Below are 23,832 nucleotides of genomic sequence, written 5' to 3'. Positions count from 1 at the left end.
TCTGGGGACCGGCCTTCTTCATGAAATTGAACCGACACTTCTGCTTAGATCGGAGGGAAAATCGTTCCAGTTTTGAATGCCTCCTCAATTCGGTCGGCAGCGACTTCCAATCCGCGGGTTCGTTTTATAACCTTTTGGAAGTAACGGGCTCTTGCGCGGTAACTCCAATTCTTAAGCACTTCCCGGATCGCCTCTAACATGTTTTCCCCTGTAAGCGCCGCAATCTCCAGAGATCTCCCTACTCTGTGATACTCGATTCTGGCAGCCACACCGGGCTGGTCATAGCCGATTGGAACAGCGACCATTGGTACTCCCTGGGCCAACGCTTCAAGGGTTGTATTTAGTCCTGCATGGGTTATACAAAGTGCGGCACGCTTCAAAAGTTGCAGTTGAGGGGCGGTGCGAACGATGATTGCGTCCGGTGGAGTTGGCCGCAGATCATCGGGATTGATGGACAGTCCAACTGAAAGAACAAGCTGAACCTCTTGAAGTTTCTCGGCAGCTTCAAGTATCGCCTTGTAGGCATGGTCCAATCCGTTGACCAGGGTTCCCAATGAGGCGTAGATCAGAGGCTTGCCATTTAATTTTTCCCAAGGAAAAGCTACAGGCTCACGGCCTTCGTCGTCGTGAAGCGGTCCGGCATAGTGAAATTGGGAAGGCCACGGGATGCCGGGGAAGTCGAACTCTTTCGGCGTCTGTGTAATGACAGCAAGCTTGGACTGGGTTGATCCAGGCTCCTGCCAATCGCTTCGAAGACCGGCGCTGTCGGCGTAGTGCGCCGCCTCAATCAGTACCTGAGAGAGTGTTGAACGACCTGATGTACTCCTTCGACGTTCCTGCTCACCGCCTCCGGGGTGGTCTCGTGTGGCCAGTTGAAGATAAATGGGGGCGTCGTTCCTGATGCGTCAAGATGTAAAGCGCAGCAGACCTGGACGTAAGGAATGCTCATGCTGATGGGAACCAGTTCAAGGAAGAAGTGAATGGGATCCATTACCAAAGCTTCAATGCCTGTGTCCTGCAATATCCGTGGAAGATTCTTGAAAGCTGCCCGGGCAAGAGGCGCGAACACTTTCTCGCAGGTATAGGTCACAACCTCCATACCATGCATCTTCGCTATCGGCGCATAGGCTTCAGTCAGCGATCCCGCGGGAAATTCTTGCTCGCAATACGGGACAAAGGCCAATCCTGCAGCCCGAATGATAGATTCGGCATCCGGAATACCAATGCAAATCACTTTGTGTCCCCGCGCTTGTAGTTTGCGTGCGAGGGCCGTCATCGGATACAGATGCCCTGAGGCGGGATAAGCTATAAAACCGATCTTCACTAATACCTCTCCTAGTTATGTGCCGACGTTATGTGCCGGCTATTTTCAGCAGGCGAGTATAGAAGGCTCTGAGTGTTCGTAAATTCAGAATGTCCTGTGATGGCAATGATGTTTCCTCTCTGAATGTAGCCAGTAGCTCCGTGATGATCTTTTGGAAAGCTGCGATCTTTACAGAATCTCGTCACAGGATTACGCACGTGAGTCGAACGACATGCGAACGCATCTAACCCCATATGGCAGAGCGCAATTCTTCGCAGCTTGTCGGCCTGATCCCCTTTGGCGCAAAGATGCTTGGGACGAGTGAGTCACTCCCTTGGAAGGGCTTCTTTATCGAGAAGCATGCCATGACGCCGGGAGAACGGCCGCTCGGCGTCAGCCGCTGGCATCTGATCTCCGCATTAGGAAAGCGTCCTGCCATCTTTGAAGGCAAGACCGCCCATGGAGGTGTGCTGCCGTTCACAAAAGCGCCCGGCGCGCTTACGCTAGTTCCTCTCGGAACGATTCCGGCGGTGCGGCTGTGCTCCTCTTCCGAACTCATCAGCTGTGCGGTCGAAGACGCAGTCGTGCAGGCGATCGCGATGGAAGAGCGCAAGGGACAAATGCCCGAGTTGCTCTTCAAAACCGGTATACGCGACCGCGCCACCGAACATATCGTCAACCTGCTATCGGAGGAGATGGAAGCTGGTGGTCTCGCGGGACGCATGTATGCGGAATCCCTTGTACAGGCTCTTGTCAGCCGTTATCTTGCCCTTGCATCCAGCAAGTCTGTCCCACAGGCTCCCGCAGCTCCCGTGATGCATCCCCGACTGCTAAGGCGTCTTCGTGATTGGATGGAAAGTAACTTGCATCGTGACATATCGCTAGCAGCGATGGCACGCGAAGCAAACTACAGCTCGACGCATCTTTTGCGCTCCTTCCGTGCGTCTACTGGTATGACCCCGCATCAGTACCTGCTCGAACTGCGTGTGGCAAAGGCGGAAAGCCTGCTGCGCGACAAAGCTCCCCGTCTGATCGATATCGCGAGCGAGTGTGGGTTTGCAAGCCAGGCTCACTTCACCCAGATCTTCAAAGCTCGTCGAGGGCTTACGCCTGGTCAGTATCGTCGCCAGTTTGCTTCTTAGTCTCGAAGCAGACCGGGCAATCGATACGGCACAGAGCGGGTGGCATTTGAGATTGTCAACAAGATTAATTGCTGTTGCAGTTTGCTGCTCCGGGTTGCTCGCAATAGAAGGCTCGCATGCTGGAAGTTGTGTCCATGACATGCTCTTCAAGGCGAAATCTGAGGCGAGATCATGTAAAGATGGCAGTTTTACAAAAAACTATTCCAGACACTGTGTTTACCCTCAAAGAGGAGGAAACATGATTGCTATTACAGGAATAACTGGACGTATAGGAGGAGGGCTTGCGGGACATCTGCTAGCCCAGGGTCAAGCGGTTCGGGGCGTCGTTCGCGACCCGAAGAAGGGTGAAAACTGGAGGCAGCAGGGGTGCAAAATCGCTGTCGCTGAACCCTTGGACAAGAAAGCTCTTACTGCCGCTTTTCGAAGTGCCGAGGCGGTGTTTATCTTGCCGCCACCAATATTCGATCCTCATCCAGGCTTTGCCGAAGCATTTGCTGCCATGACCGCACATAGAATGCTGCACGAAACGCAGGTGTCGGCAAAGTACTCTACCTTTCAACCATCGGCGCGCAAGCCCGGCAAACGAACCTACACTCTCAGCATACCGTCGGGGAATCGGCCTTCAGCGAGCGCGCTGCCCCGGTCACGTACCTGCGCCCAGCCTGGTTCTTAGAGAACGTTTCTTGGGACATCGATTCCGCTCGTGATGTCGGCGTCATACACAGTTTCCTGAGTCCGCTCGATAAGCTGGTCCCGATGGTGGCAGGTGAAGACATAAGCCGCGTGGCAGCCGAGCTGATCCAAGGGCGGTGGGATGGGCTTCGGGTGGTCGAGCTTGAGGGCCCGAAGCGCACGATCCGCAGAATATCGCGGACGCTCTCGGAAGGCTCTACGCCGGCAGGTCCACGCCAAAGCGGTTCCGCGCGAGTCGTGGGAAGGTTTGTTCATCGCGCAGGGGATGGTCAATCCGCATTCGCGCATCCGAATGCTGGAAGATTTCAAATGAGGGTTGGATTGAGTTCGAAGGCTCGCGCAAGAGAGAGACAACCGCTGAAACCGTCATTCGCACTCTGGTCAACAATGCGATCAGTCAACTTGCGAAGCTAGAGAAGTTGGCGGGATGAGGCTCCACTGACGCGGTGGCGCGCGTTGAAAGTTTGCGAGTGCCGTTCCGACTCCAAGTGATGGTAAATCTTCTAAAGATTAAGTCAGAGTAACGTAAGCCGTAATCCCCACGAATCCATCTCATGAGATCTGCGCGTTGGTGCGCTCGAATTAGGCATCGCATGGCAACAGGAAAATTCTTTGAAGCTAGGAACCTTTTGGACTACTATCCGTTGGAAAATCCTGATCCTCTTTTCACTCTCCAGCGTGGTCTCGGTGATCATGGTGACTGGCTTTTCGATAGCAGTCCTGAACGTGATCATACGACGGGAGAGCGCGTACCTGATTGAGGAACGAATCAAGGTTATCGTTGAAAGCCGCAAGGGGCTCATGGATCCCGTCCTTGAGAAGGTACAGGGATGCCGGTACGCCTCCGATTTGCCCCCTTTCGCAGCCTTCACCGAACAGTTGAATGCTACGTGGCCGGGTAGTGAAAGCATGGTTTCAATCCTGTCCCCAGAGGCCCGCCACAACGCCAATCCGCGGTGGCTTGATGCAACGTCCTTCGCTGGTCTCGTTGAAGATCGGGGGAGTGCCGAAATTCGCTTCCTGCGCACCGTGAAACGCGAGGGTTGTTCGGTAAGGGTTCTTGTCAGAATTCCTCTTGGCGGAATGTTCCTGAATCAATTATCAAAGGCTTCGGGCTTGGAGATCGTAGACAGCAGGCCAGTGCTGCTTCGTCCCTACCGGCGCGATGAGGGGATTGCTGGAGAAATCAAAGCCAACTTTATACCGGGTTCGTCCCAGCCGGTTCCTGTCGTGATTGTCGCGCGGAACTGGGAGACCGGCGCCTCCGAAAGCTGGGTGATATGCCAGCTTCGCCCCAGCTATGCACGGACTATAGAGGATCTCAGCCGTATGGGCCTGCGCAGAGCATCGTGGGTCGCTCCTCTAATCACCATTGGGTTCGGTCTGGGTTCCCTCTACGCATGCGGCATGTGGTTTTCTCTTCGCCTGAGCAGACGCATCGTCACTGTAATTAATACCTTGACCCATGCCGCGCATGTCGTCGGAATGGGTGATTTTTCGATCAGCATTCCTATTATCGAACACGATCAACTGGGATCGCTCGTGGGTTCGTTCAATGCCATGACTTCTCAGCTAGCCGGTCTGTACAAACAAGAGAATCATCGTATTACGCTGGAACGCGATATGACGTTGGCTCGTGAGGCACAGCAATATCTCTATCCGCGCGCGGCGCCGGTCCTGTCAGGGGCGACGGTGTGGGGCAGCACCACGGCCGCCCGTATCGTAAGTGGTGATCTTTATGATTTCTTTTCCTGCAGCAGCAGCTCGGTGGGCCTGCTATGCGCTGACGTAAGCGGCAAGGGTATGTCGGCAGCATTGATGATGGCGCACCTTCAGGCGGTCACACACGGCAGAATGCTTACCCCCGATGAATCATACGCGCGGCCCTCTCCTTCCGCCTTCGCTGCGGCGCTCAACCGTGATCTCTGTGGACGCTTTGGCGACAACCGATACGTCACTATGTTCTATGGAGAATACAATTCCCACAGCGCGCGGCTGCGGTATATCAATGCCGGGCATTGTCGACCCATTTTCATCTCAGAGACCGGCGAAGTCACTGCGCTCCTCCATGGTGATTTGCCGATCGGGTTATTCCCGGACGCGATTTATCAGGAGTTTCAGGTCACTGTATCGAAGGGTTGCACCGTCGTCGTGTACAGCGATGGATTGATAGACGCGTTGAATGCGGAAGGGGAGGAATTTGGTGAAGAAAGGCTGGTGGAGCGCTGCAGATCTCTGCCGAAGGGAGCTACGGCTAAGGAAATCTGCTCACTGCTGTCCCAGTGTCTTGCTGTATGGTCAGCGGGTGCCGAACAGTTCGACGATACGACCATTCTCGTTCTGACCGTGACTGACGGTCAAATCTCGGTGAATTGACGGCACCCGAGAGGGTGTAAGTCTGCTTGCTGAATCATGCCGCAGGAGATAGCTTGGACGTATCAGAAAGACGAGTTACAGCACTTACGGAAGCGAAGAGTGAAGGACGCAAGGGTACATCTGCACCTGCTAAAACTAACTTTGCCGCGGAGGCCCTGGCTCAGGCGTAACTTGCCAGGATTCAAGGACCTTCAGGCACGCCTGAAACCCTCCATAATGCGCGCAACTGACAGCGGTAGTCTTTGTCGACATGCATGCAAGTTGAGGACCTGCCTGACTGCCTTTGCACTGACCGGTGGTCTGCTATGCAACCTGCATGCGGCGAACCTGAAACAACTTCCGCAATTTACACGGACCGCGTGGCGTGTTCAGGACGGACTGCCCGAGAACACTGTCCAGGCGATTCAGCAGGCCAGCGCCGGATATCTGTGGATTGGTACTACGGGCGGAGGCGCACGTTTTGATGGCGCACGCATGACGCCCATCAGCGTAGTAGATGGAAGCATCTTTTCGATGGCGGCGACGCGCGATGGAAGCATCTGGCTGGGCACCGAGGGCTCGGGTTTATTTCACCTTCATCATGGTGTGACCACACCTTTTTCGGCAGCGCAGGGCCTGACGGATGGCTTTGTTCGCGCGATTCTCGAAGATCGCAACGGCCGTATATGGGTCGGCACCGACAACGGCCTCTTCTGGATCGAAGGCGACCGAGCCCGACAGGTCGACACTGCGCAATTCGGGAATCCTCTCAGCGTGCACGCGCTGATGGAAGACTCCTCCGGCCGAGTGTGGGTGGGAGGCTCAAAGCTTCTCGTCTTTGGACCCTCATTGAGCACGGGAGCCCCGCAAGGCAGGATCGTTCAGCACACACTTCCCGGGGCTTTCAGCGAGAACCGCATCAAGTGCATGCTCGAAGCAAGAGATCATACGATCTGGATCGGCACCGTGGGTGGACTGGATCGTCTCGTCGAAGGAAACTTCGTGCGGGTACCGGGCATCGTGGGCACGGTGCGAACCATGCTGCAAACGTCGGACGGGCTCTTCTGGGTAGGCACCATCGGCCATGGTTTGTATGTTCGCCGCCAGGAAGATGCCTTCACTCGCATCGGCGGTGAAGGGCTGGGGGGGATCAATACCGTTCTAGCGCTGTTCGAGGACGATTCGCAGCAGCTCTGGATCGGTAGCCAGGATGGTCTCTTCCGCATGCGCCGCACGCCGATTCGCATCATTCCTCTGCCCGGCGATACCGCGCCTGACTTCGCCACGATCTCGAACGATCAGGGCAACTCGCTTTGGGTGGTCTCGAGCCAGGTTTTTCACATCCAGGACGGTGTCGCACGGCCCTTCACGTTTCCCGGACTGGCGGGCGTTACGATTCGCAATATCTTCCGTGACCGCGCAGGAACACTTTGGTTCGGCACGGACGGTGGCGGGGTCTACCACGAGACAGTCTCAGGCCTGGTTCATTTCCTCGCACCCTCGCGCCTGGTGAACAACTTTGTACGTGGATTCCTGGAATCCTCCGACGGCACAATCTGGATCGCCACGGATGAAGGAGTCAGTCGCATTCGAGGCGAGACAGTGGAAAACCTTCGCATGTCCGACGGTCTCGCATACTTCAGTACCCGTAGCCTTCTCGAAGACAAAGACGGTGATATTTGGATCGGCACGGAGCGTGGTCTTTCCCGCTGGCACCGCGGCCGCTTCGTGCAGGACAGCACAACGGTAGCGCTGCAACACGAGAAGATATGGTCTTTGCTTGAGACGAGTGACGGATCACTCTGGTTCGGTACACGCGATCACGGTGTCTATCGCAAGACCGCCTCGCACCTGGAGCACCTTTCCGTCTCGCAGGGACTCGCAAGCGATCGAATCTATCAGTTACTGGAAGGTCCCGGAAAGCGCGTCTGGTTAAGTGGACCTTCTGTCCTTTCGTCGTTTCTGCTTAATCAGCCGAATTCAACGAGCGAGGGACACCTTGCGAGTACGGTCTACGAACTTCCCGAAAGTGCCTCCGGCACCCAGATGTATGGAGGGCGCCAACCATCGGGTGTAGTGGATCCGCAGGGTAACGTATGGTTTCCCAGCACACGCGGCGCAGTCGAAGCCATCGACGGAAGGTCTGCAAACCAGAGACCGCCGCGCATTGAGATTACCGGAATTGTTGCGAACGGTCAGCCGCTTGATACCAGGACAACTGACCTGGTGCTGCCTCCTTCCCTCTCCAGGCTTGAGATCTCCTTTGCACCGCTTCTCCTTCGTCCCCAGGCTGGGGTTCGCTTCCGGTACAGACTCGAGGGTTTTGATCCTGAATGGATCGACGGCGGCCCAGGCAGGCTCGCGGCCTATACGAGTCTGCCAGCCGGCAGTTATCGCTTTCGCGTTCAGGTCTTTGAGGCCAACGCCCCCGATCGCCTCTCCGAGACCGCTCTGGCCATCCGTATTCACCCTCACTTCTACAAAACTCCCTGGTTTGTGGGTGCTTGTCTGATTGCGTCTGGTCTACTCGCATGGGGCATCTATGAAGGTCGTCTGCGGCAGATTCGTCTGCGATTCGCCGCGGTGATCGAGGAGCGAAGCCGCTTGGCGCGAGAGATGCACGACACCGTCATCCAGGGGTGCACCGGCGTCTCGGCCCTGTTGGAGGCAATGTCCAGCCTTGAGTCTGCAAATCAACCGCTGCGCGATGATCTTCTCAATCACGCTCGCGCGCAGGTACGGTCCACGATCGACGAAGCTCGCCAGGCGGTATGGAATCTGCGCCATAACACGCAGCTATGCGAGGATCTGCCGGTTCGGCTGCAACGCTTAGCGGCCCAGGTTCAGCAGGATCTATCGACCGAGGTCATCTGCAACACGGACGGCCCAAACATTCCCCTGGGTGACTTCGCGGCGAGGGAGCTTCTGATGGTTGTTCGAGAGGCTGTATATAACGCTGCCATTCACGGCACCCCCACGCAGGTAGCCATCTCCTTGCTTTCTCTACCCGAAAGCATCTCGATTGAAGTCCGCGATGACGGTATCGGATTCCAGCCCGATCTTTCTGCCGCCCGCGCGGGGCTACACTATGGTATCGCTGGTATGCGCGAACGGGTGGAACGGATGAAGGGCGAATTTACATTAGCCAGCGAGATGGGAAAGGGCACAACCGTTCGGGCAGCTATTCGCCGCGTCCATCTGACACCCCGTAGATCGCAGGATGCGGAGTCATTGTGACTTCAAATAGTCCCGAGAGGCCGGTCGCGGAAGTTCACCAGGCACCCATTCGAGTGCTGGTTGTAGACGATCATCCTATCCTTCGCTTTGGCGTAATTGCGATCATCCAGGGATGCGGGGATATGACCGTGGTTGGGCAGGCTGGAACCGCCTTCGACGCTGTCCGGCTCTTTGAGGAGCATCGTCCTGACGTGACCCTGATGGACCTGTCTCTGCCGGACGGCAGCGGAGTAGATGCAATTCGCAAAATCAGGCGCTCGCATCCAGTGGCGCGCATCATTGTTCTGACAACGTACGAGGGGGATGAGGACATCTATCAGGCTCTTGAAGCGGGCGCGATGGGCTATTTGATTAAGGGGATGCCACATCAGAGTCTTATCGACGCGCTCCGCCGTGTCCATGCAGGGCGTCGATTCCTGCCGGCGCCGGTAACAACCGCACTCTCTTCCAGAATGCCCGATGGTGAACTGAGCACACGGGAGCGTGAGGTACTTGCACTGCTGGTGCGCGGATTCAGCAATTACGAGATCGCCGAGCAGTTATCGATCAAGGAATCAACAGTGAAGTGCCACGTCAGCGTGATCCTGCAACGGCTCGAGGTAACAGACCGAACCCAGGCAGTGGTCACTGCCCTTAAGCGCGGACTGGCACACCTCTAATCTCGCGGCTCTGGTCATCTTCATGACCTTCTTCGTTCACTCCTACTTTGGTCGGATTCGCCGACGATTTGTTTTCGGTAGAGTCGTCCGGTGCGAAACTTGACCCTCCTCACCGTGCCGAAGTGGACGCTCCCTCGCAACAGGGTGCTGTCGTATCTACTTCCGTCACTTGTTTTTTTTCTGAGCTTTTCTACTATTGCGCAACAGCCGGTGGTGATCGATGCACGTGCGCCAGTCAGTGGTCCGAAGCCAGTCCAGGCTGCGCTTGGCACGAGTACGCGTCCCGATGGGCAGAGCCTGACCGTGAACTCACAGTACCTGTTGCTTGACGATAAGCCCTGGCTGCCAGTGATGGGAGAGTTTCACTATAGCCGCGTTCCACGTCAGGATTGGGAGGCCGAGATCCTTAAGATGAAGGCGGGAGGGGTCCAGATCATCGCGACGTACGTGATCTGGCTGCATCAGGAGGAGGTCGAAGGCAAGTTCGACTGGAGCGACCGTCGCGATCTGCGTGCCTTCGTTGCTCTTTGCTCGAAGCATGGCATGTATGTTTACCCGCGCATTGGACCGTGGGCGCATGGAGAGGTTCGCAATGGCGGCCTTCCAGACTGGGTTCTCTCCAAGGGGCCGGTACGTCGCAACGATCCAACGTACCTTGCCGAAGTAGGAACTTTTTATCAGCAGATTGCGGATCAACTGCAGGGCGAACTCTGGAAAGATGGAGGGCCGGTCGTCGGCATCCAGATTGAAAACGAGTACCGCGACGATGGAAAGCCGGGCAGCGGCGTAGAGCACATCCGCATGCTGAAGAAGCTTGCTCGCGATGCAGGTCTAGATGTGCCGCTTTACACCGTCACCGGCTGGGATGGCGCTGCCATCCCGCTCGATGCCGTGCTGCCTGTATACGGAGGCTACCCGGACGCGCCATGGGATGGGTTAGCGAAGAAGATGCCACCCAATGAGGTCTACACCTTCCGCACCGCCAATCGCATCGGCGGCAATATGGGCATCATCGGCGGGCGGGGACAAAATCCAGCGTCATCCTATGCAGGCACTCCCTTTCTTACCGCCGAGGTTGGCGGAGGCCTCGAAGACACCTATTTCAGACGGCCGGTTCTCTCGACAGACGACATTGCAGCCATCCCCACTGTGCTGATCGGCTCGGGCGCGAATCTGATGGGCTTCTACATGTTTCAGGGCGGACGCAATCCCGAAGGCAAGTTGACCACGCTTCAGGAGTCCCAGGCTACCGGCTACCCTACCGATGTTCCTGTCAAATCGTATGACTTTCAGGCTCCCCTTGGTGAGTTTGGCGGGGAGCGGCCCAGCTTCCGCCGGCTCAAGCTGGTCAACTACTTTCTCAACGATTTTGGAGAGCTGCTGGCACCGATGACACCGAGCTTTCCTGCCGCACTTCCTGCGAGCCCCGCAGACCTCAGCGTGCCCCGCCTTTCGGCTCGCACCTCCGGAAACCATGGATTTCTGTTCATCAACAACTACCTGCGCGGGGAGACGATGCCGGACAGGAAGCAGTTCTCCGTAGCTCTAAAGACCTCTTTGGGTATGGTCGTCGTGCCTGCGAAGCCGATCGATCTTCCGTCGGGGGCCTACGGCATCTGGCCCGTGAACCTGAACCTCGGCGGCCTCACGCTTCGGTATAGCACCGCCCAACTGTTCCATCGGTTCACCGTGGGCGAGGAGGCATACTTCTGTTTTTTCGCCATCCCAGGTATAGATCCGGAGCTAGCACTTGAGACTTCGCAGAATCCTGTTTCTCTCAGTTCGTCACTTATAAGACACACGGAAGACGGAGTGACTTACCTGAACACCCACGATCCCGCGCAGATTCAGCAGATCGTGTATCAGATAGGGGCGAAAAAGATTCATCTCCTGCTGTTCTCTCGCGAACAGGCTGAGCATACCTGGCGTGTGCCTGGGCAGAGTTTTCCCTTGCTGACCTCCGCCGATTTCTACGCGGACGAGCATACGGTGACGCTGCAGTCGAACGGAGATCCGAATATCTCGTTTTCTATCTTCGATCGAAGCTCAAGGCCGACGACCTCGGCTTCCCTCCGGTCAAGCAAGCCGTCGGATCTGCTCACCACCTACGCCTCACGGTTGTCGGCCGTCTCTCCAAAGGGCAGCCTTCAGCTTGTCTCTCTTGGATCGCATCGTGATCCCCTTCATTACGGCTCAACATTCTCCTGGCGCAAGCAGCCGATTCCCGTTGCTCCGGATGATCAAGACTTCGAACATGCTTCGAGGTGGACGCTCGACCTGCCAAAACTTGCATACGGCGATGTGAGCGACATTCGCATCTTCATCGAGTACCAGGGAGACGTCGCACGTCTCAGCTCCGGAGGCAAACTTGTCGATGACGACTTCTGGAACGGTAGACCGTGGGAGCTCAGCCTGAAGGATCTGCGACAGGAAGGGGTAGACCGTCAGGCTGAGTTAAAGGTTCTGGGATGGCCCAAAGATTCACCGATGTATCTCGAAGCTCCAACTCCGTCCGAGGCCCCTCGGGATGGTCTCTCCGCAAAACCTGTCCTGAGGTTGATTCCACAGTACCAACTTGAGGTGCATTTAGCCCCATGAAACAACACCTCGTTCAAAAAAATGCTCTTTTTGGGTACGCCTGGAGGTTTTTTACGTTCAGTCCGACTTTGGTCGGATTCGCGGTCCGGTGTACGAGGCGTAGTGTACGTCTGCTCGACTGTACCTAGAAGCGTCGCTCTGAAGAAAGACGACGGGCAAGCGAGTGAAGATTCACATTCAGGAGAAGGTCATGGTGATGTCAAAGTGTTTCCGTGTAGTAAGTTTGGTTTTATTCGTTGCTCTCGTTGTGTCATCCGCATTTGCACAAACGACGAACGCCCGGTTGAGCGGAACTGTTCGCGACAGTGCGGGAGCTGTTATCCCAGACGCGACATTGACCATAACGAACCTCGGTACGAACCAGGTACGGACACTACGTTCAGGCGCAGAAGGGCAATTTGCGGACCCGTCTCTCATTCCCGGAAGCTATCGCGTCACGATTGAACATGCGGGCTTCCAGAAGAGTGTCCAGACCGGGGTTGTGCTTAACGTGAGCCAGGATGCGACCCTCAACGTTACTTTAAATGTAGGGAACATCTCTGAGACGGTAAACGTCGAAGCGGGCGTAGAGCTTATCAACACAACAACGGCGGAGATCAGCAGCGTAGTCGACCAGCATGCCGTCTCCCAGCTTCCTCTGAACGGTCGCGATCCATCAAGCCTCGTGTTCTTGGCCCCGGGAGTGACCAACGTTCTAAACACGGGTGGTGGCGCCCTGCAGGGCGGCTTCGCCTTCCCAACGGAGACTGGAGGCTCAGCCAATGGAGGCCGTCAGGGCAGCACATACTATCTGCTGGATGGCGTCCCGAATATGGATACATACCTTCTTTTGGCCGCTCCATTTCCTAACGCCGATGCCACTCAGGAGTTCCGTGTCATCTCGAATAACTTCGATGCACGCTACGGGTTCGCACCAGGCGCGGTCGTCACCATTCAGACCAAATCCGGTACAAACGACTTTCACGGCGGAGCCTTCGAGTTTTTGCGCAACAACGTCCTGAATGCCTCTAACTACTTCACCGGTACAGTTGACTCGCTTAAGCGAAATCAATTCGGTGGCTATATCGGAGGACCAATTATTAAGAACAAGCTGTTTTTCTTTGTGAACTATCAAGGCACACGTTCCAGCAGCGCGGCGGCTACCAACGTAACCTATACGCCCACCGCGGCTATGTTGAACGGCGACTTTTCGGCTGTGCCTCAACCCATCACGGCGCCTGGATTTGTCAACAACCGCATCGATCCAAGCCTGTTCAGTCCCGCAGCGCTTGCGATTGCAAAAACGGCTCTGCCGCTTGGCCAGGATCCCGCGACCGGGCAGGTGAACTACCAGAGCGGCGCCATTAAGAATCAATTCGACGAGGGGACGGGAAAGCTGGACTGGGTAATTAACGACCGCCAGCATCTGGTCGCGCGCGCCTATATCAACTACTTCAATCAGGCCGCCGGTACGATCAACGGCAATATACTCTCTGTGCTCGCCCTGAATCCATACACGATCATTCAGGGCAATCCACAACAGTATTACAACGGCATTGCCAGTCATAACTGGGTAATCGACGCGAAGACAGTCAACGTGTTTTCGGCATTTTGGACGCAGATGTCGTCGCATAGCTCAGCGGCGGTCAAGGATATCAACGGACAAGATGTGTGCCTCTCACGATATACCAAGGTGAATGAGGAGGGTTGCTATATCGAAGGTCTCAATGTAACAAACGGCTTCAGCACTGGCTACACGGAGCCCTCCCAGGAGATACGAACCACCATCGGTTTGTCCGATACGCTGACCCGCACCGTCGGAAGGAACACCTACACCTTTGGGGTGGACGTCTGGCACCAATACGCTAAGGAGTTTACGCAGTATCCCACACAGCCAATCGAGTCTTTCTACAACTCCACCGGCTTTGGCCTGGCCGACTTTCTTCTAGGCCGCGTGGGAGGGTTTACGCAGGGCGCGGGTGAGATCGCAAACGTGGTTGGTTGGCAGCTTGGTCTTTATGCACAGGATCAGTTCAAGCTGAAGCCAAACCTAACTTTGACCGCAGGGCTGCGCTGGGATCCGAATGTTCCGCCAGCCTCGCAGGGCGGCCGCGGCTCGGTCTTTGTTCCCGGACAGAAGAGCACGGTCTTCCCGAACGCGCCGACCGGCCTTGTCTTTCCTGGTGATAAGGGCATCAGCGACGGACTCATGAAAACTACTTACGGATATTTCGAGCCGCGCATCGGAATAGCATTCCAGCCGCGCTCGCTGCCGAACACCGCTTTCCGCGCGGGTTTCGGTTTGTTTACCGCTCCCCTGTCGTACTCGACCTATAATCACACAGCCGATATCGCGCCGTTCAGCCCTACCTACACGGTCTATGCGAACTACTCGAACGGTTCGTGTGAGATCTCATTCGACGATCCCTATGCCAGCCCGTGCACTTTCAACGGTGTCGCTCCTTTTCCTCCCTACGCCTCGGTCTCCCAGGCACCTCCGTCCAACTCTGCTTTTCCCAGCACTGTTACAGTTCCGGCGACCTTCTCGCCTGACTTCAAACTCGGTGTAACCCAGAGTTGGAATGCATCGGTAGAACAGCAGTTTCCGGGTAATCTCGCGATGCACCTGGCCTACGTAGGAAGTGAGAGCTATCACCAGACAACAGTGCTGGATCAGAATCCAGGCGTCTACTCGGCGACGAATCCTGCTATTAGCGGATCGCGCACTATCTATCCGGCCTTCGGACAAATTCTGACCGATACGTCGATCGGCACCGCCAACTACCAAAGCCTACAGGCTGGGCTCGAGAAGAAGTTCTCGCACAACCTGCAGTTCCAATCCAACTTCACCTGGTCGCACACGATTGACCTGACCTCCTCAGGTAATATCTCCTTCGGCAATCCTGCGCTGCCGAACCCGTTCGACATTCGCTACAACCGCGGAGACTCGCTGCTCAATATTCCTCTCATCTCAGCGACAAATTTCGTCTACACCACACCGGGACTGCGAAACACCAATCCTTTCGTCCGGTACACACTCGGCAGTTGGGAAGTGAGCGGCATCTTCACGATACAGTCGGGGTTCCCCTTTACGGTTAGCGCGGGAGGAAGCAACAACAACTCTGGAGCGCAACAATATAGCGACCGAGCAGACATCGTTCCAAGCGTTCCGGTACATATTCACCAAGGCAGCAAGGTCCAATGGTTGCAGCAGTACTTCAACCCAGCTGCCTTCCAGCCGAATGCTCCGGGTACTTTTGGCAATAGCCCGAAAAACGGCTTCCGCGGACCCGGCACCAACACCGCTGATGCGGCTCTGATCAAGAACTGGCAGGTGCATGAGCGCTACGGTATGCAATTCCGATTTGAGCTATTCAACGCGTTCAACCATCCGAGCTTCGGCAATCCGAACACCAGCTTGTCAGCGGGTAATGTGGGGGCTATCACCTCAATCGGTTCCATTCCGCCACGGGTCGGACAGGCAGCTATCAAGCTGAGCTTCTAGGAAACAAAAAGGCATCATCGTTCTTCTTGTGAACATCCCTCATCTGCGATGGAACTATCTCGCAGATGAGTGTTTTTGCCTGAAAGCTGCCCTTCCGTGCTGCGGAGGATGCTGCACTTGTAACTTTCATACCACTTCAAAGAACCACCACTCCGACTTTTGGCGGATTCGTGCGGTCATGTCGTGTGTCTAGTCTGTTGCCTGGCAAGTCCAGTTAGGAATGGCCGGAGGTTCAGCATGGCAATCGGAAGTATCTTCGTGTGCAGGCGGGTCGCGGTCGGGGTAATTCTTCTGGCCGGCGCCAACGCGATGCAGCTTGCAGGCACCGGCGCCACTACGGTACTCGCGCCAAGAGACCTAACCAGCTTGGCACAGCGTTGGGCGCTCGAAAACACGGTTGTTCTCTCTCCGCGGCTTAGGTGGGAGCAGAAGGGGGGCTTCGTTCGCAGAAGACCTGGCTGCCGGCGGTGTACTTCTGCGGAAATCCGAGCAAGTTGGTGCTCGAAAAGGGGCTCTCGCTGGGATCCTGTTGGAAGTAATACCTGCCGGTAAGAGTGTCCTTGTGCGAAAGCACATAGCTGAGTATTTAGGATAAAACACCTTGGAGCATAAAAACTATCCGCTGAAGCGACTAATTTGAAGCGCTTCAAGAAAACATGTATGATTCTGATCGATGATAAAAAGGCTGCAAGTCTTGTTACACAGAACGGCAGTTTTCGTCACGCTCATGACTTGGCCTTCGATTGCGCTATGCCAGAGCGAGCCAGTACCTCTACTGTTGAACGGCCAGCCGGCATTGCGGGTTAGTGGGCAGGGGGCGGACGTAACAGAACCTTCTGACGAACTGTCGGCGCTCTCATGTTAATTTATCCGGCGTATCTACAGGAAGAGGATCGACGGCCACGAGATGCTTCTGGCTTCCTTGACATCCCCATCCTGAAGTCTGCACCTCCAACGTTCCTTGTCCAGGCAGAAGACGACACAGCCGGGGTGGGCAACTCGTTGGGTGAGTATTTGGCATTGGTAAAGGAGAAGATTCGGGCGGAGATGCACCTCTATGCAGTTGGAGGGCATGGATACGGACTGCGTCCAACGGAGGCTGAGGTGACGCATTGGACGACTCCTGCGACCTCGTGGCTAAAAAAACTGGAGTTTGTTAAGAGTGGCACCCCATGAAGCGGCGCGAATTCCTGCGAGGTGCCGCGATTGCAGGAGGCTCGACAGCGCTTCGGATAGGATCTGCAACGGCGCAGGCTCCAGTCTCCGCTAACCGAGATTCAACAGGAAAATTCGTTGAGCGTTTTAGTGCGGAAGGCAGGGCGCGAAGCGGAATGGCCCTCGGCGGAATTGGAGCCGGATACTTCGAGATACGCAAAGATGGACGGTTCTACGCATGGAACATAGCTAATAATTTTCCAAAAGAGACCGGCCCAAAGTTCTTGCTTCCGGATGACGAGCGTGAAGATCGGATGGAGGCCAACTTATTCTTTGAGGTGCGCTACCAGGTGCAGGGAGAGTCGCCACGAATAAAGCTGTTGCAGCTTAGCTATGGTCTCTATGAGGGTGCGGAGATGGGAATCGCATATTCCCTTCCCTGGATGAAAGCCATCCGAGAGATTGAGTACAGCGCACGCTTTCCGCTTGCTACGTTGGTCTTTCGAGATCCGGAGATGCCATTTTCTCTGAAGCTTGAAGCATGGTCGTCCTTTATCCCGCATGACGTTAAGAACTCCGCGCTGCCGCTTATTTTTTTTGACTTTGAGGCGGAATCTACATGCGCCAAGCCAGTGAACGTTACGCTGCTGATGACGGCGCGGAACTTCACAGGATATGCAGACGAAGAACGCTTTTACACTACAGTGATCGATAGAGATTCTAAGGGATTGACCATTTCGATGAGCTCTGGCGGTATGGATCGGAAGGCGTCGAGTTGGGGTGAAATAGCTTTGGGGGTATCGTCGCCGAACTCATCCTTCTACGCAGGGTGGGGGCACCGGCATCCCTACTATGAGCAGGTGCTACGTCGATCGACACTGCCAAACCTCGACGATACCAACGGTCGAGAAAGTATCGGCAACTTTGTGCCGGATTGGCTTCCCGATACTACTGGCCGCAACCGCGTTGATCCGCAGACAGGAGTGCGGAAGATGCACGATGACGATCTCTTCAGCACGATCGCGTGCACTTTTAAGTTGCAGGCATCAGGGGAAAACGCCAAGAGTGCTTTTCAATATGCCTGGAATTTTCCGAATCTCTACAACGAAGTGATCGATGGGGTTGGTGGAGACAGGATCGAAGGCCACTTCTATTCCAACTTTTTTTCTTCGGCAGCAGCAGTAATTGCTTACGGGTCTAAATATCACCGCTCACTGAAGCAGAGCACTATGGAATTCTTGAATAATTTCTTTGCGAGCGATGGAGAGGTCGCTTTACTGGAACAGGCTAACTCGCAGTTGAATACGTTTTTCACCAGCGGAAGGCTCACCCGTGACGGAAGTTTTGGCGTGCTTGAAGGATTATCTAAAAGTTATTCGTGGGGGCCAATCGCCACCATTGACGTCATGTTGTATGGCACAGCCCCAATTATCGCGCTGTTTCCGGAGTTGCAGAAAGCTACGATGCGATGTCATGCTCTCGTCCAGCTTCCCTCCGGCGAGATTGAGCACGGTCTCCGCAAAGACTTTTTACGCGGCGAGGACAGTACAACTGGGGTCTCGCATCGCATCGATTTGCCCGGCCAGTTTGCAATCATGGTGATGCGGGATTTTTTCTGGACGAACGACATGAGTTACTTGCGAGAACTATTTCCAGCAGCGCAACGAGCCGTTGAATATGTCTTGCGAGACCGTTCTGCAGGCAACGGCGCGATGCCGGTCACGCAAGGAATTGAGACCAGTTACGACAACTTTTCGATGACGGGTTTTGCCTCTTATCTTCTATCACAGTGGATCTGTGCGCTTGAAAGCGTTGCCGCTGGAGCGGCTGCGTTGGACGACACGCCAACAAGCGCGCGGTATCTCGCTCTTGCCGGCAAGACTCGAGAGACGATGGAGACAAAGCTTTGGAACGGCAGCTATTACAAGCTTTACGCTGCCGATCAGAAGGAGCCTGCCACTTCGAACGGTGATGGGTGTCTAACAGATCAGTTGGTAGGACAGTGGGCGGCGCGATGTTCGGGGCTATCTCCTATTCTTCAAGAAGAACGGATAGGGCTCGCTTTGAAGTCAATCCTGACGCGGAGCTATCATGCCGGATTTGGATTGCAGAATTGTAGCTTTCGGACCGGTGAGCAGTTGAGCGACGTCGATCGCGATATCTGGAACGATCAAGCGAACACATGCTGGAGCGGCGTGGAGCTCGCTTTTGCATCGCTGCTTATGTTTGAAGGGCTGTACGAAGAAGGTGTGATGGTGGCTCGGACGGTCGATACGAGGTACCGGGAGAATGGCCTCTACTGGAATCATCAGGAGTATGGAGGGCATTATTTTCGGCCGATGTCAGCATGGAGTTTGGTTAACGCAATGCTGGGCTTCAGTATTAACTGCGACCGCATGACCTTTGATCCGAAGGTTCCCCAGCTTGATCTTCAACTCTTTTTTGCGACACCTACGGGTACTGCATTTTATCGCCGCTCGGGCAAAACTGTGCAGCTTAGATGTCTGACCGGCCAACTAGCGTTTCGGGAAGTATGGCTTGGAGGTGTCGGTCCGAAGATTGCGACGATTGAAGGCAGACAGATTGAGACCAATACGTCTAGGCAAGGTGGGCTACAAAGTTTTAGTTTCGCGACGCAGCAGAAGATATCTTCGGGGCAGACGGTCACGTTTTCATGAAGCCTGAAAATAGACGTTTTTGGCGAAGGCGGTTGTCGATGATACGTCGAAGTATGGCAGGTGATTTTCAGTCAACTGCCTTTGAGTTTGCAAAGATACTGTAGTTCAACGAGGACAGCAAGTCATGCGAGGACATTCGCGGCGAAGTTTTATCACCGCAGGAGCTACCACACTGCTCGCTTCTTTCGGGTCGGGCCCTTTTTCTGCAGAAGCTCGCACAAACAGTCGAACGCAAACTTCCGCGTCTTCGCGTCCATGCCGATGGGCACATGCTGGAGACCGAAAGGGGAGAGCCGTTCTTCTGGCTGGCCGATACTGCATGGCAGTTGATGCATGCCCTCGCCTATACCGATTGTGAGTATTATTTCGTAGAGAGAGCCCGTCAAGGCTTCACCGTGATTCAAAATCGTCGTTCTGTGTTAGACCCATGGAATCCATACGCCAAATGCTCTTGGGCTCACGCCATTTTCCGATCTCGATTCACTCCAACCGAATCAGGCGTACTTTGACCATTTGGTGCATGTGGTCGATTGCGCTGCCTCAAATGGCCTTTATGTAGCGTTGCTTCCGACTTAGGGTGACAAACTGACGGCGCCGTGGGGAGAAGGCCCCAGGCTCTTTCGCAGCGACAACCTTGCGGCAACGGGTAACTATGCCAGCTATTTGGCGAAGCTGCTTCATGACCGCCCCAATGTTGTTTGGATGTTGGGAGGAGACCGTCCTGCAAGACTATCTCCTTCTTCCCCTGACTGGATGCTTGAAGCAGGAGAGCGGGCCGGCTTTGAACTCACAATTGACTGGCGTCCGATCTGGAAGAGCTTCGCCAATGAGATTCTCAGTACCAGTGAGAAGCCATGTCTGATTCTTTACCATCCGCAAGGTGGAGAAGATTCTACGTCGGTGCTGTTGCGAGATTCAGAGTGGCTCAGTGTAAATGGCATGCAGAGCGGTCACGGTTCTGGCCACGATGTGCCCGTATGGGAGTGGGTAAGACGCGACGTTGCTTTGCTACCGCCGAAGCCCACACTCGACCTAGAACCGAACTACGAGGATCATCTCGTGAATCCATGGCCGCAGTGGAATCCCACCAACGGATTCTTCCGCGACGACGACGTTCGGCGGGCGGTGTTCGCAGGTGCTTGCGGTACGACCTACGGACATCACGCTGTGTGGCAGTTCGCGAGCGTGCGCGGGCCCGTCATCAATCATGCGGATATGGGTTGGAGACTCGCTATGCAACGACCAGCCGCGAGACAGATGAGCTATCTGCGTCAATTGATGTTGTCCCGGCCATTCTTCGGACGGGTAGAGGCACCAGAGATGCTTCCTGCAGGATCTTCAGACGATCCGAGCCGACAGGCTATCGCAACCCGGTCGGAGGATCGATCGTATGCTTTTATCTTCTTTCCGCAGGCCAGGCAACGGATTGAGATCGATTTTGCTGCGGTCCGTGGGCCGCGCCGAGCATGGTGGTTTGATCCTCAAGCCGGCATGGCAGAGAAGACGGCCCTACCAAATACGAAGACGCTCATTCTTATGACTGCCCCGAATGGAGTTGCTGATGCGGTACTTGTCGTCGATTGCGTGGACCGCAACTTTCCTTCTCCTGGTCTTCTGCAAGGTAGAATGAGTTAGTGAAGTCTTGACACTGCAGACGAAGAAGTATTAGATTTGCAGCGATTGAAGCGCTTCAAATTTAGGTATAACGAAGAGACCCTTTTGAACTGTCTGCGAATCTCATTCCTCTGCTTCGCTGCGTTGGCCGGAGCCAGGTTGGTTGCACAATCTCCGGATAAGCAGATCTACCGCGATCCAAGCCGAAGCGCCTCAGACAGAGCCGCAGATCTCGTCGGCCGTATGACGCTTGAGGAGAAGGTCTCTCAAATGATGAACGACGCTCCAGGTATTCCTCGTCTGGGGGTTGCTGCTTATAACTGGTGGAGCGAAGGGCTTCACGGCATCGCCCGTTCTGGATACGCAACGGCATTTCCGCAGGCGATTGGAGTGGCAGCGACGTGGGATCCCGAGTTGATGGGTGAGATCGGCGCGGCAGTTGCCGATGAGGCCCGCGCGAAGTATCATGACGCGCTACGCCAGCAGAATCATAGGATCTTCTATGGATTGACGATCTGGTCGCCCAATATCAATATTCTGCGTGATCCTCGATGGGGGCGTGGACAGGAGACCTACGGCGAGGACCCTTTTCTCACCGCCCAGATGGCGGTTCCTTTTATCCAGGGGTTACAGGGCAACGATTCTCGATACTACAAGACGATTGCAACGCCAAAACACTTTGCCGTGCACTCGGGGCCTGAGTCGGATCGGCACCGGGAAGATGTTAACCCAACAGCTCACGATCTTTGGGATACGTATCTTCCAGCGTTTCGTGCTGCAATTACCGAAGGAAGAGCCGGATCGTTGATGTGCGCTTATAACTCTGTGTATGGTGAGCCGGCGTGCGGCAGCCGGATGTTGCTTGAAGACGTATTGAGAAAGGATTGGGGTTTCCGTGGTTTTATTACCTCGGACTGCGGCGCCATCGACGATTTCTTCGAGACAAAAGCGCATGGCTTCTCTCCAGACGCAGATCACGCCGTAGTCACGGCCCTACGTGCCGGTACAGACACTAACTGTGGAACTAGTTACGAAGCTTTGTTGTCAGCTGTTCGCAGAGGTCTTGTCGGGGAGAGCGAGTTGGACGTCTCGCTCGAACGTCTCTTTGAAGCGCGCATGCAACTGGGAATGTTTGACGACGACAAGATTGTTCCCTATGCGCAAACGCCCTTTTCCGAAGTAAACAGTAGAGCCCACTCCGAACTGGCACGACGCGCTGCGCGGGAGTCGATTGTGTTGTTGAAAAACGAGGGAAACATTCTCCCGCTCGACCCTGAACATGTGCGATCGATTGCTGTCATCGGTCCAAATGCTGCATCTCTATCGGCATTGGAGGGAAATTACAACGCGATACCCAAGTTTCCTGTCGTTCCGTTGGATGGAGTAAGAGCCGCATTCCAGCGTTCACAGGTGTTGTATGCACAGGGCGCTCCGCATTTAGAAGGCGTGGCGCTTCCGGTGCCAGAAACAGCGTTGCGTCCTCGAGTTGGCTCAGAGGAGCATGGATTGACGGCTGAATACTTCTCCGGAGACTTAACAGGTAAACCTGTGGTCACACGTGTGGATCAACGCCTCGACTTCGACTGGACGGCTGCTGCCCCGGTTCCTGGAACTTCGGCCAAGAAATTTAGCGTGCGCTGGACTGGAACAATCGCGATGCCGCGGGCAGGAAGTTACAAGTTTCGCGTTGGTTTTCCGGAGTGCTTTCCTTGCGACGATATGGAACGCTTTCGCGTGTATCTCGACGACCGGCTCATAATTGCCTCCGAACCCACCTCGCCTGTAAAAGAGCGTCCGGCTGAGACCTCCCAGTTCGAAATTAGCTTCGCGGATACGGCCCCTCATTCTCTTAAAATCGAGTATCAACATGAAAGCGAGTTGTTTGGAGCAGGATTCCGTCTTGATTGGTCGCCTCCACCTGCCGCCCTTCTGGATGAAGCTCTACGTGCGGCCCATGATGCCGATGTAATCGTAGCTTTCGTGGGGCTTTCCCCTCTCCTTGAGGGAGAGGAGATGCCCGTCAAGGTGCCAGGATTCGCGGGTGGAGACAAGACCGACCTTGAACTACCCGCCGTCCAGAAGCGCCTGCTTGAAGAACTCGGTAAGACAGGCAAACCGATGGTGGTCGTACTTATGAACGGGTCTGCACTTGCCGTAAACTGGGCAAAGGAGCATGCTGCTGCGATTCTGGAGGCGTGGTATCCGGGGGAATCAGGTGGAACCGCCATCGGCGAGACGCTGAGCGGCGAGAACAATCCCGCAGGCAGGCTGCCGATGACTTTTTATACCTCTGTGGCGGATCTTCCAGCATTTAGCGACTACTCAATGGCACATCGTACCTATCGTTACTACGACGGTAAGCCACTGTTTCCGTTTGGATATGGACTTTCTTATACACAGTTCCGTTATGACGCCCTAAATCTGTCCTCCTCTCATCTGACGGCAGGAATGAGTCTCTCGGTTGAAACCACCGTGACGAATACTGGTGCCCGTGACGGGGATGAGGTCGCCGAGTTGTATCTCATGCCGCCTCGCAGCACCATCGCGCCTCGTCTTGCGCTAAAAGGATTCACACGTGTTCATCTTCGCTCAGGAGAGAGCAAACAGGTGAAATTCGTTTTGAATGACCGCGCCCTGTCTACAGTGAGCGATTCAGGAGAGCGTGCGGTCGAACCTGGGAGGTATCAAGTTTGTGTTAGGGGTGGGCAGCCTCTGGAAGATAGCCGGGGAGTTGTGACTTTTACGATAGACGGCCGAAAGACCGTGCCTCGATAGACAAAACTTTTTCTTGCCCTCTCCCTCCGGATTTGGTCTACAGCGAGGCTCAGAAGTGGTTGCTATTCGAGGCTAACCTAGATGTGGCTCGACAACGAAGCAGTCGCGCAAACAGCATAGAGGAATATTTATGAAGTCT

The 23,832-nt window shown here is 55.1% G+C and carries 14 protein-coding genes and 1 pseudogene; 13 read left to right on the top strand and 2 right to left on the bottom strand.

All coding sequences use genetic code 11. The features are described from left to right. Window positions 1-44: 44 nt before the first annotated feature. Window positions 45-554: a glycosyltransferase gene (locus tag HDF08_RS21540; protein WP_373563093.1), complete on the bottom strand. Its 510-nt coding sequence runs from the start codon at window positions 552-554 to the stop codon at window positions 45-47. A gap of 233 nt (window positions 555-787) precedes the next feature. Beyond that, window positions 788-1,324 carry a glycosyltransferase gene (locus HDF08_RS21535; protein ID WP_257030808.1) on the bottom strand — a complete coding sequence of 179 codons (537 nt, stop codon included), beginning with the start codon at window positions 1,322-1,324 and terminating at the stop codon, window positions 788-790. 233 nt (window positions 1,325-1,557) lie between these two features. Here HDF08_RS21535 and HDF08_RS00335 point away from each other — a divergent pair, with 233 nt between their 5' ends. The 13 genes and pseudogenes from HDF08_RS00335 to HDF08_RS00280 all read left to right on the top strand — a co-directional run bounded on the left by HDF08_RS00335 (window position 1,558) and on the right by HDF08_RS00280 (window position 23,693). Continuing rightward, a complete protein-coding gene (locus HDF08_RS00335; protein ID WP_179636476.1) occupies window positions 1,558-2,445 on the top strand; it encodes a helix-turn-helix domain-containing protein in 888 nt (295 codons plus the stop codon). A gap of 139 nt (window positions 2,446-2,584) precedes the next feature. Next, the gene (locus tag HDF08_RS22015) at window positions 2,585-3,118 is read left to right on the top strand and encodes an NmrA family NAD(P)-binding protein (protein ID WP_373563092.1); all 534 of its coding nucleotides are present in this window, start codon (window positions 2,585-2,587) and stop codon (window positions 3,116-3,118) included. Window positions 3,119-3,750: 632 nt separating this feature from the next. Then, entirely contained in the window at window positions 3,751-5,514 is a 1,764-nt protein-coding gene (locus HDF08_RS00325; RefSeq protein WP_179636475.1) for a PP2C family protein-serine/threonine phosphatase, read from the top strand. A 261-nt stretch (window positions 5,515-5,775) separates the two neighbouring features. Then, the gene (locus HDF08_RS00320) at window positions 5,776-8,730 is read left to right on the top strand and encodes a sensor histidine kinase (protein ID WP_179636474.1); all 2,955 of its coding nucleotides are present in this window, start codon (window positions 5,776-5,778) and stop codon (window positions 8,728-8,730) included. Then, the gene (locus tag HDF08_RS00315; RefSeq protein ID WP_353068018.1) at window positions 8,727-9,389 is read left to right on the top strand and encodes a response regulator; all 663 of its coding nucleotides are present in this window, start codon (window positions 8,727-8,729) and stop codon (window positions 9,387-9,389) included. The genes HDF08_RS00320 and HDF08_RS00315 overlap by 4 nt, the downstream gene beginning before the upstream one ends. A 90-nt stretch (window positions 9,390-9,479) precedes the next feature. Next, on the top strand, window positions 9,480-11,987 hold the full coding sequence (locus HDF08_RS00310; RefSeq protein ID WP_179636473.1) for a beta-galactosidase: 2,508 nt from the start codon (window positions 9,480-9,482) through the stop codon (window positions 11,985-11,987). 190 nt (window positions 11,988-12,177) lie between these two features. Then, on the top strand, window positions 12,178-15,471 hold the full coding sequence (locus HDF08_RS00305) for a TonB-dependent receptor (RefSeq protein WP_179636472.1): 3,294 nt from the start codon (window positions 12,178-12,180) through the stop codon (window positions 15,469-15,471). An 858-nt stretch (window positions 15,472-16,329) separates the two neighbouring features. Further along, complete coding sequence (locus HDF08_RS00300) at window positions 16,330-16,647, top strand: alpha/beta hydrolase family protein (protein WP_179636471.1); 318 nt, start codon at window positions 16,330-16,332, stop codon at window positions 16,645-16,647. A gap of 155 nt (window positions 16,648-16,802) precedes the next feature. After that, the gene (locus tag HDF08_RS00295; RefSeq protein ID WP_179636470.1) at window positions 16,803-19,304 is read left to right on the top strand and encodes a GH116 family glycosyl hydrolase; all 2,502 of its coding nucleotides are present in this window, start codon (window positions 16,803-16,805) and stop codon (window positions 19,302-19,304) included. A gap of 269 nt (window positions 19,305-19,573) precedes the next feature. Further along, complete coding sequence (locus HDF08_RS22010) at window positions 19,574-19,813, top strand: apiosidase-like domain-containing protein (protein WP_179636469.1); 240 nt, start codon at window positions 19,574-19,576, stop codon at window positions 19,811-19,813. Next, window positions 19,737-20,591, top strand: a pseudogene (locus HDF08_RS21530) (glycoside hydrolase family 140 protein); the annotation flags it as partial. The gene HDF08_RS22010 and the pseudogene HDF08_RS21530, both read left to right, overlap by 77 nt. Continuing rightward, window positions 20,583-20,939 (top strand): putative collagen-binding domain-containing protein, encoded by a 357-nt coding sequence (locus HDF08_RS21525; protein WP_306459684.1) that lies wholly within the window; start codon window positions 20,583-20,585, stop codon window positions 20,937-20,939. The pseudogene HDF08_RS21530 and the gene HDF08_RS21525, both read left to right, overlap by 9 nt. A gap of 222 nt (window positions 20,940-21,161) precedes the next feature. Then, complete coding sequence (locus tag HDF08_RS00280) at window positions 21,162-23,693, top strand: glycoside hydrolase family 3 C-terminal domain-containing protein (protein ID WP_306459683.1); 2,532 nt, start codon at window positions 21,162-21,164, stop codon at window positions 23,691-23,693. Window positions 23,694-23,832: the final 139 nt, after the last annotated feature.

This window comes from Tunturiibacter empetritectus, from assembly GCF_013410875.1.
GTDB classification, from domain to species: domain Bacteria; phylum Acidobacteriota; class Terriglobia; order Terriglobales; family Acidobacteriaceae; genus Edaphobacter; species Edaphobacter empetritectus.
The sequence above is the reverse complement of the archived record's forward strand: the minus strand, read 5'-3'. Positions and strand labels throughout refer to the sequence as shown.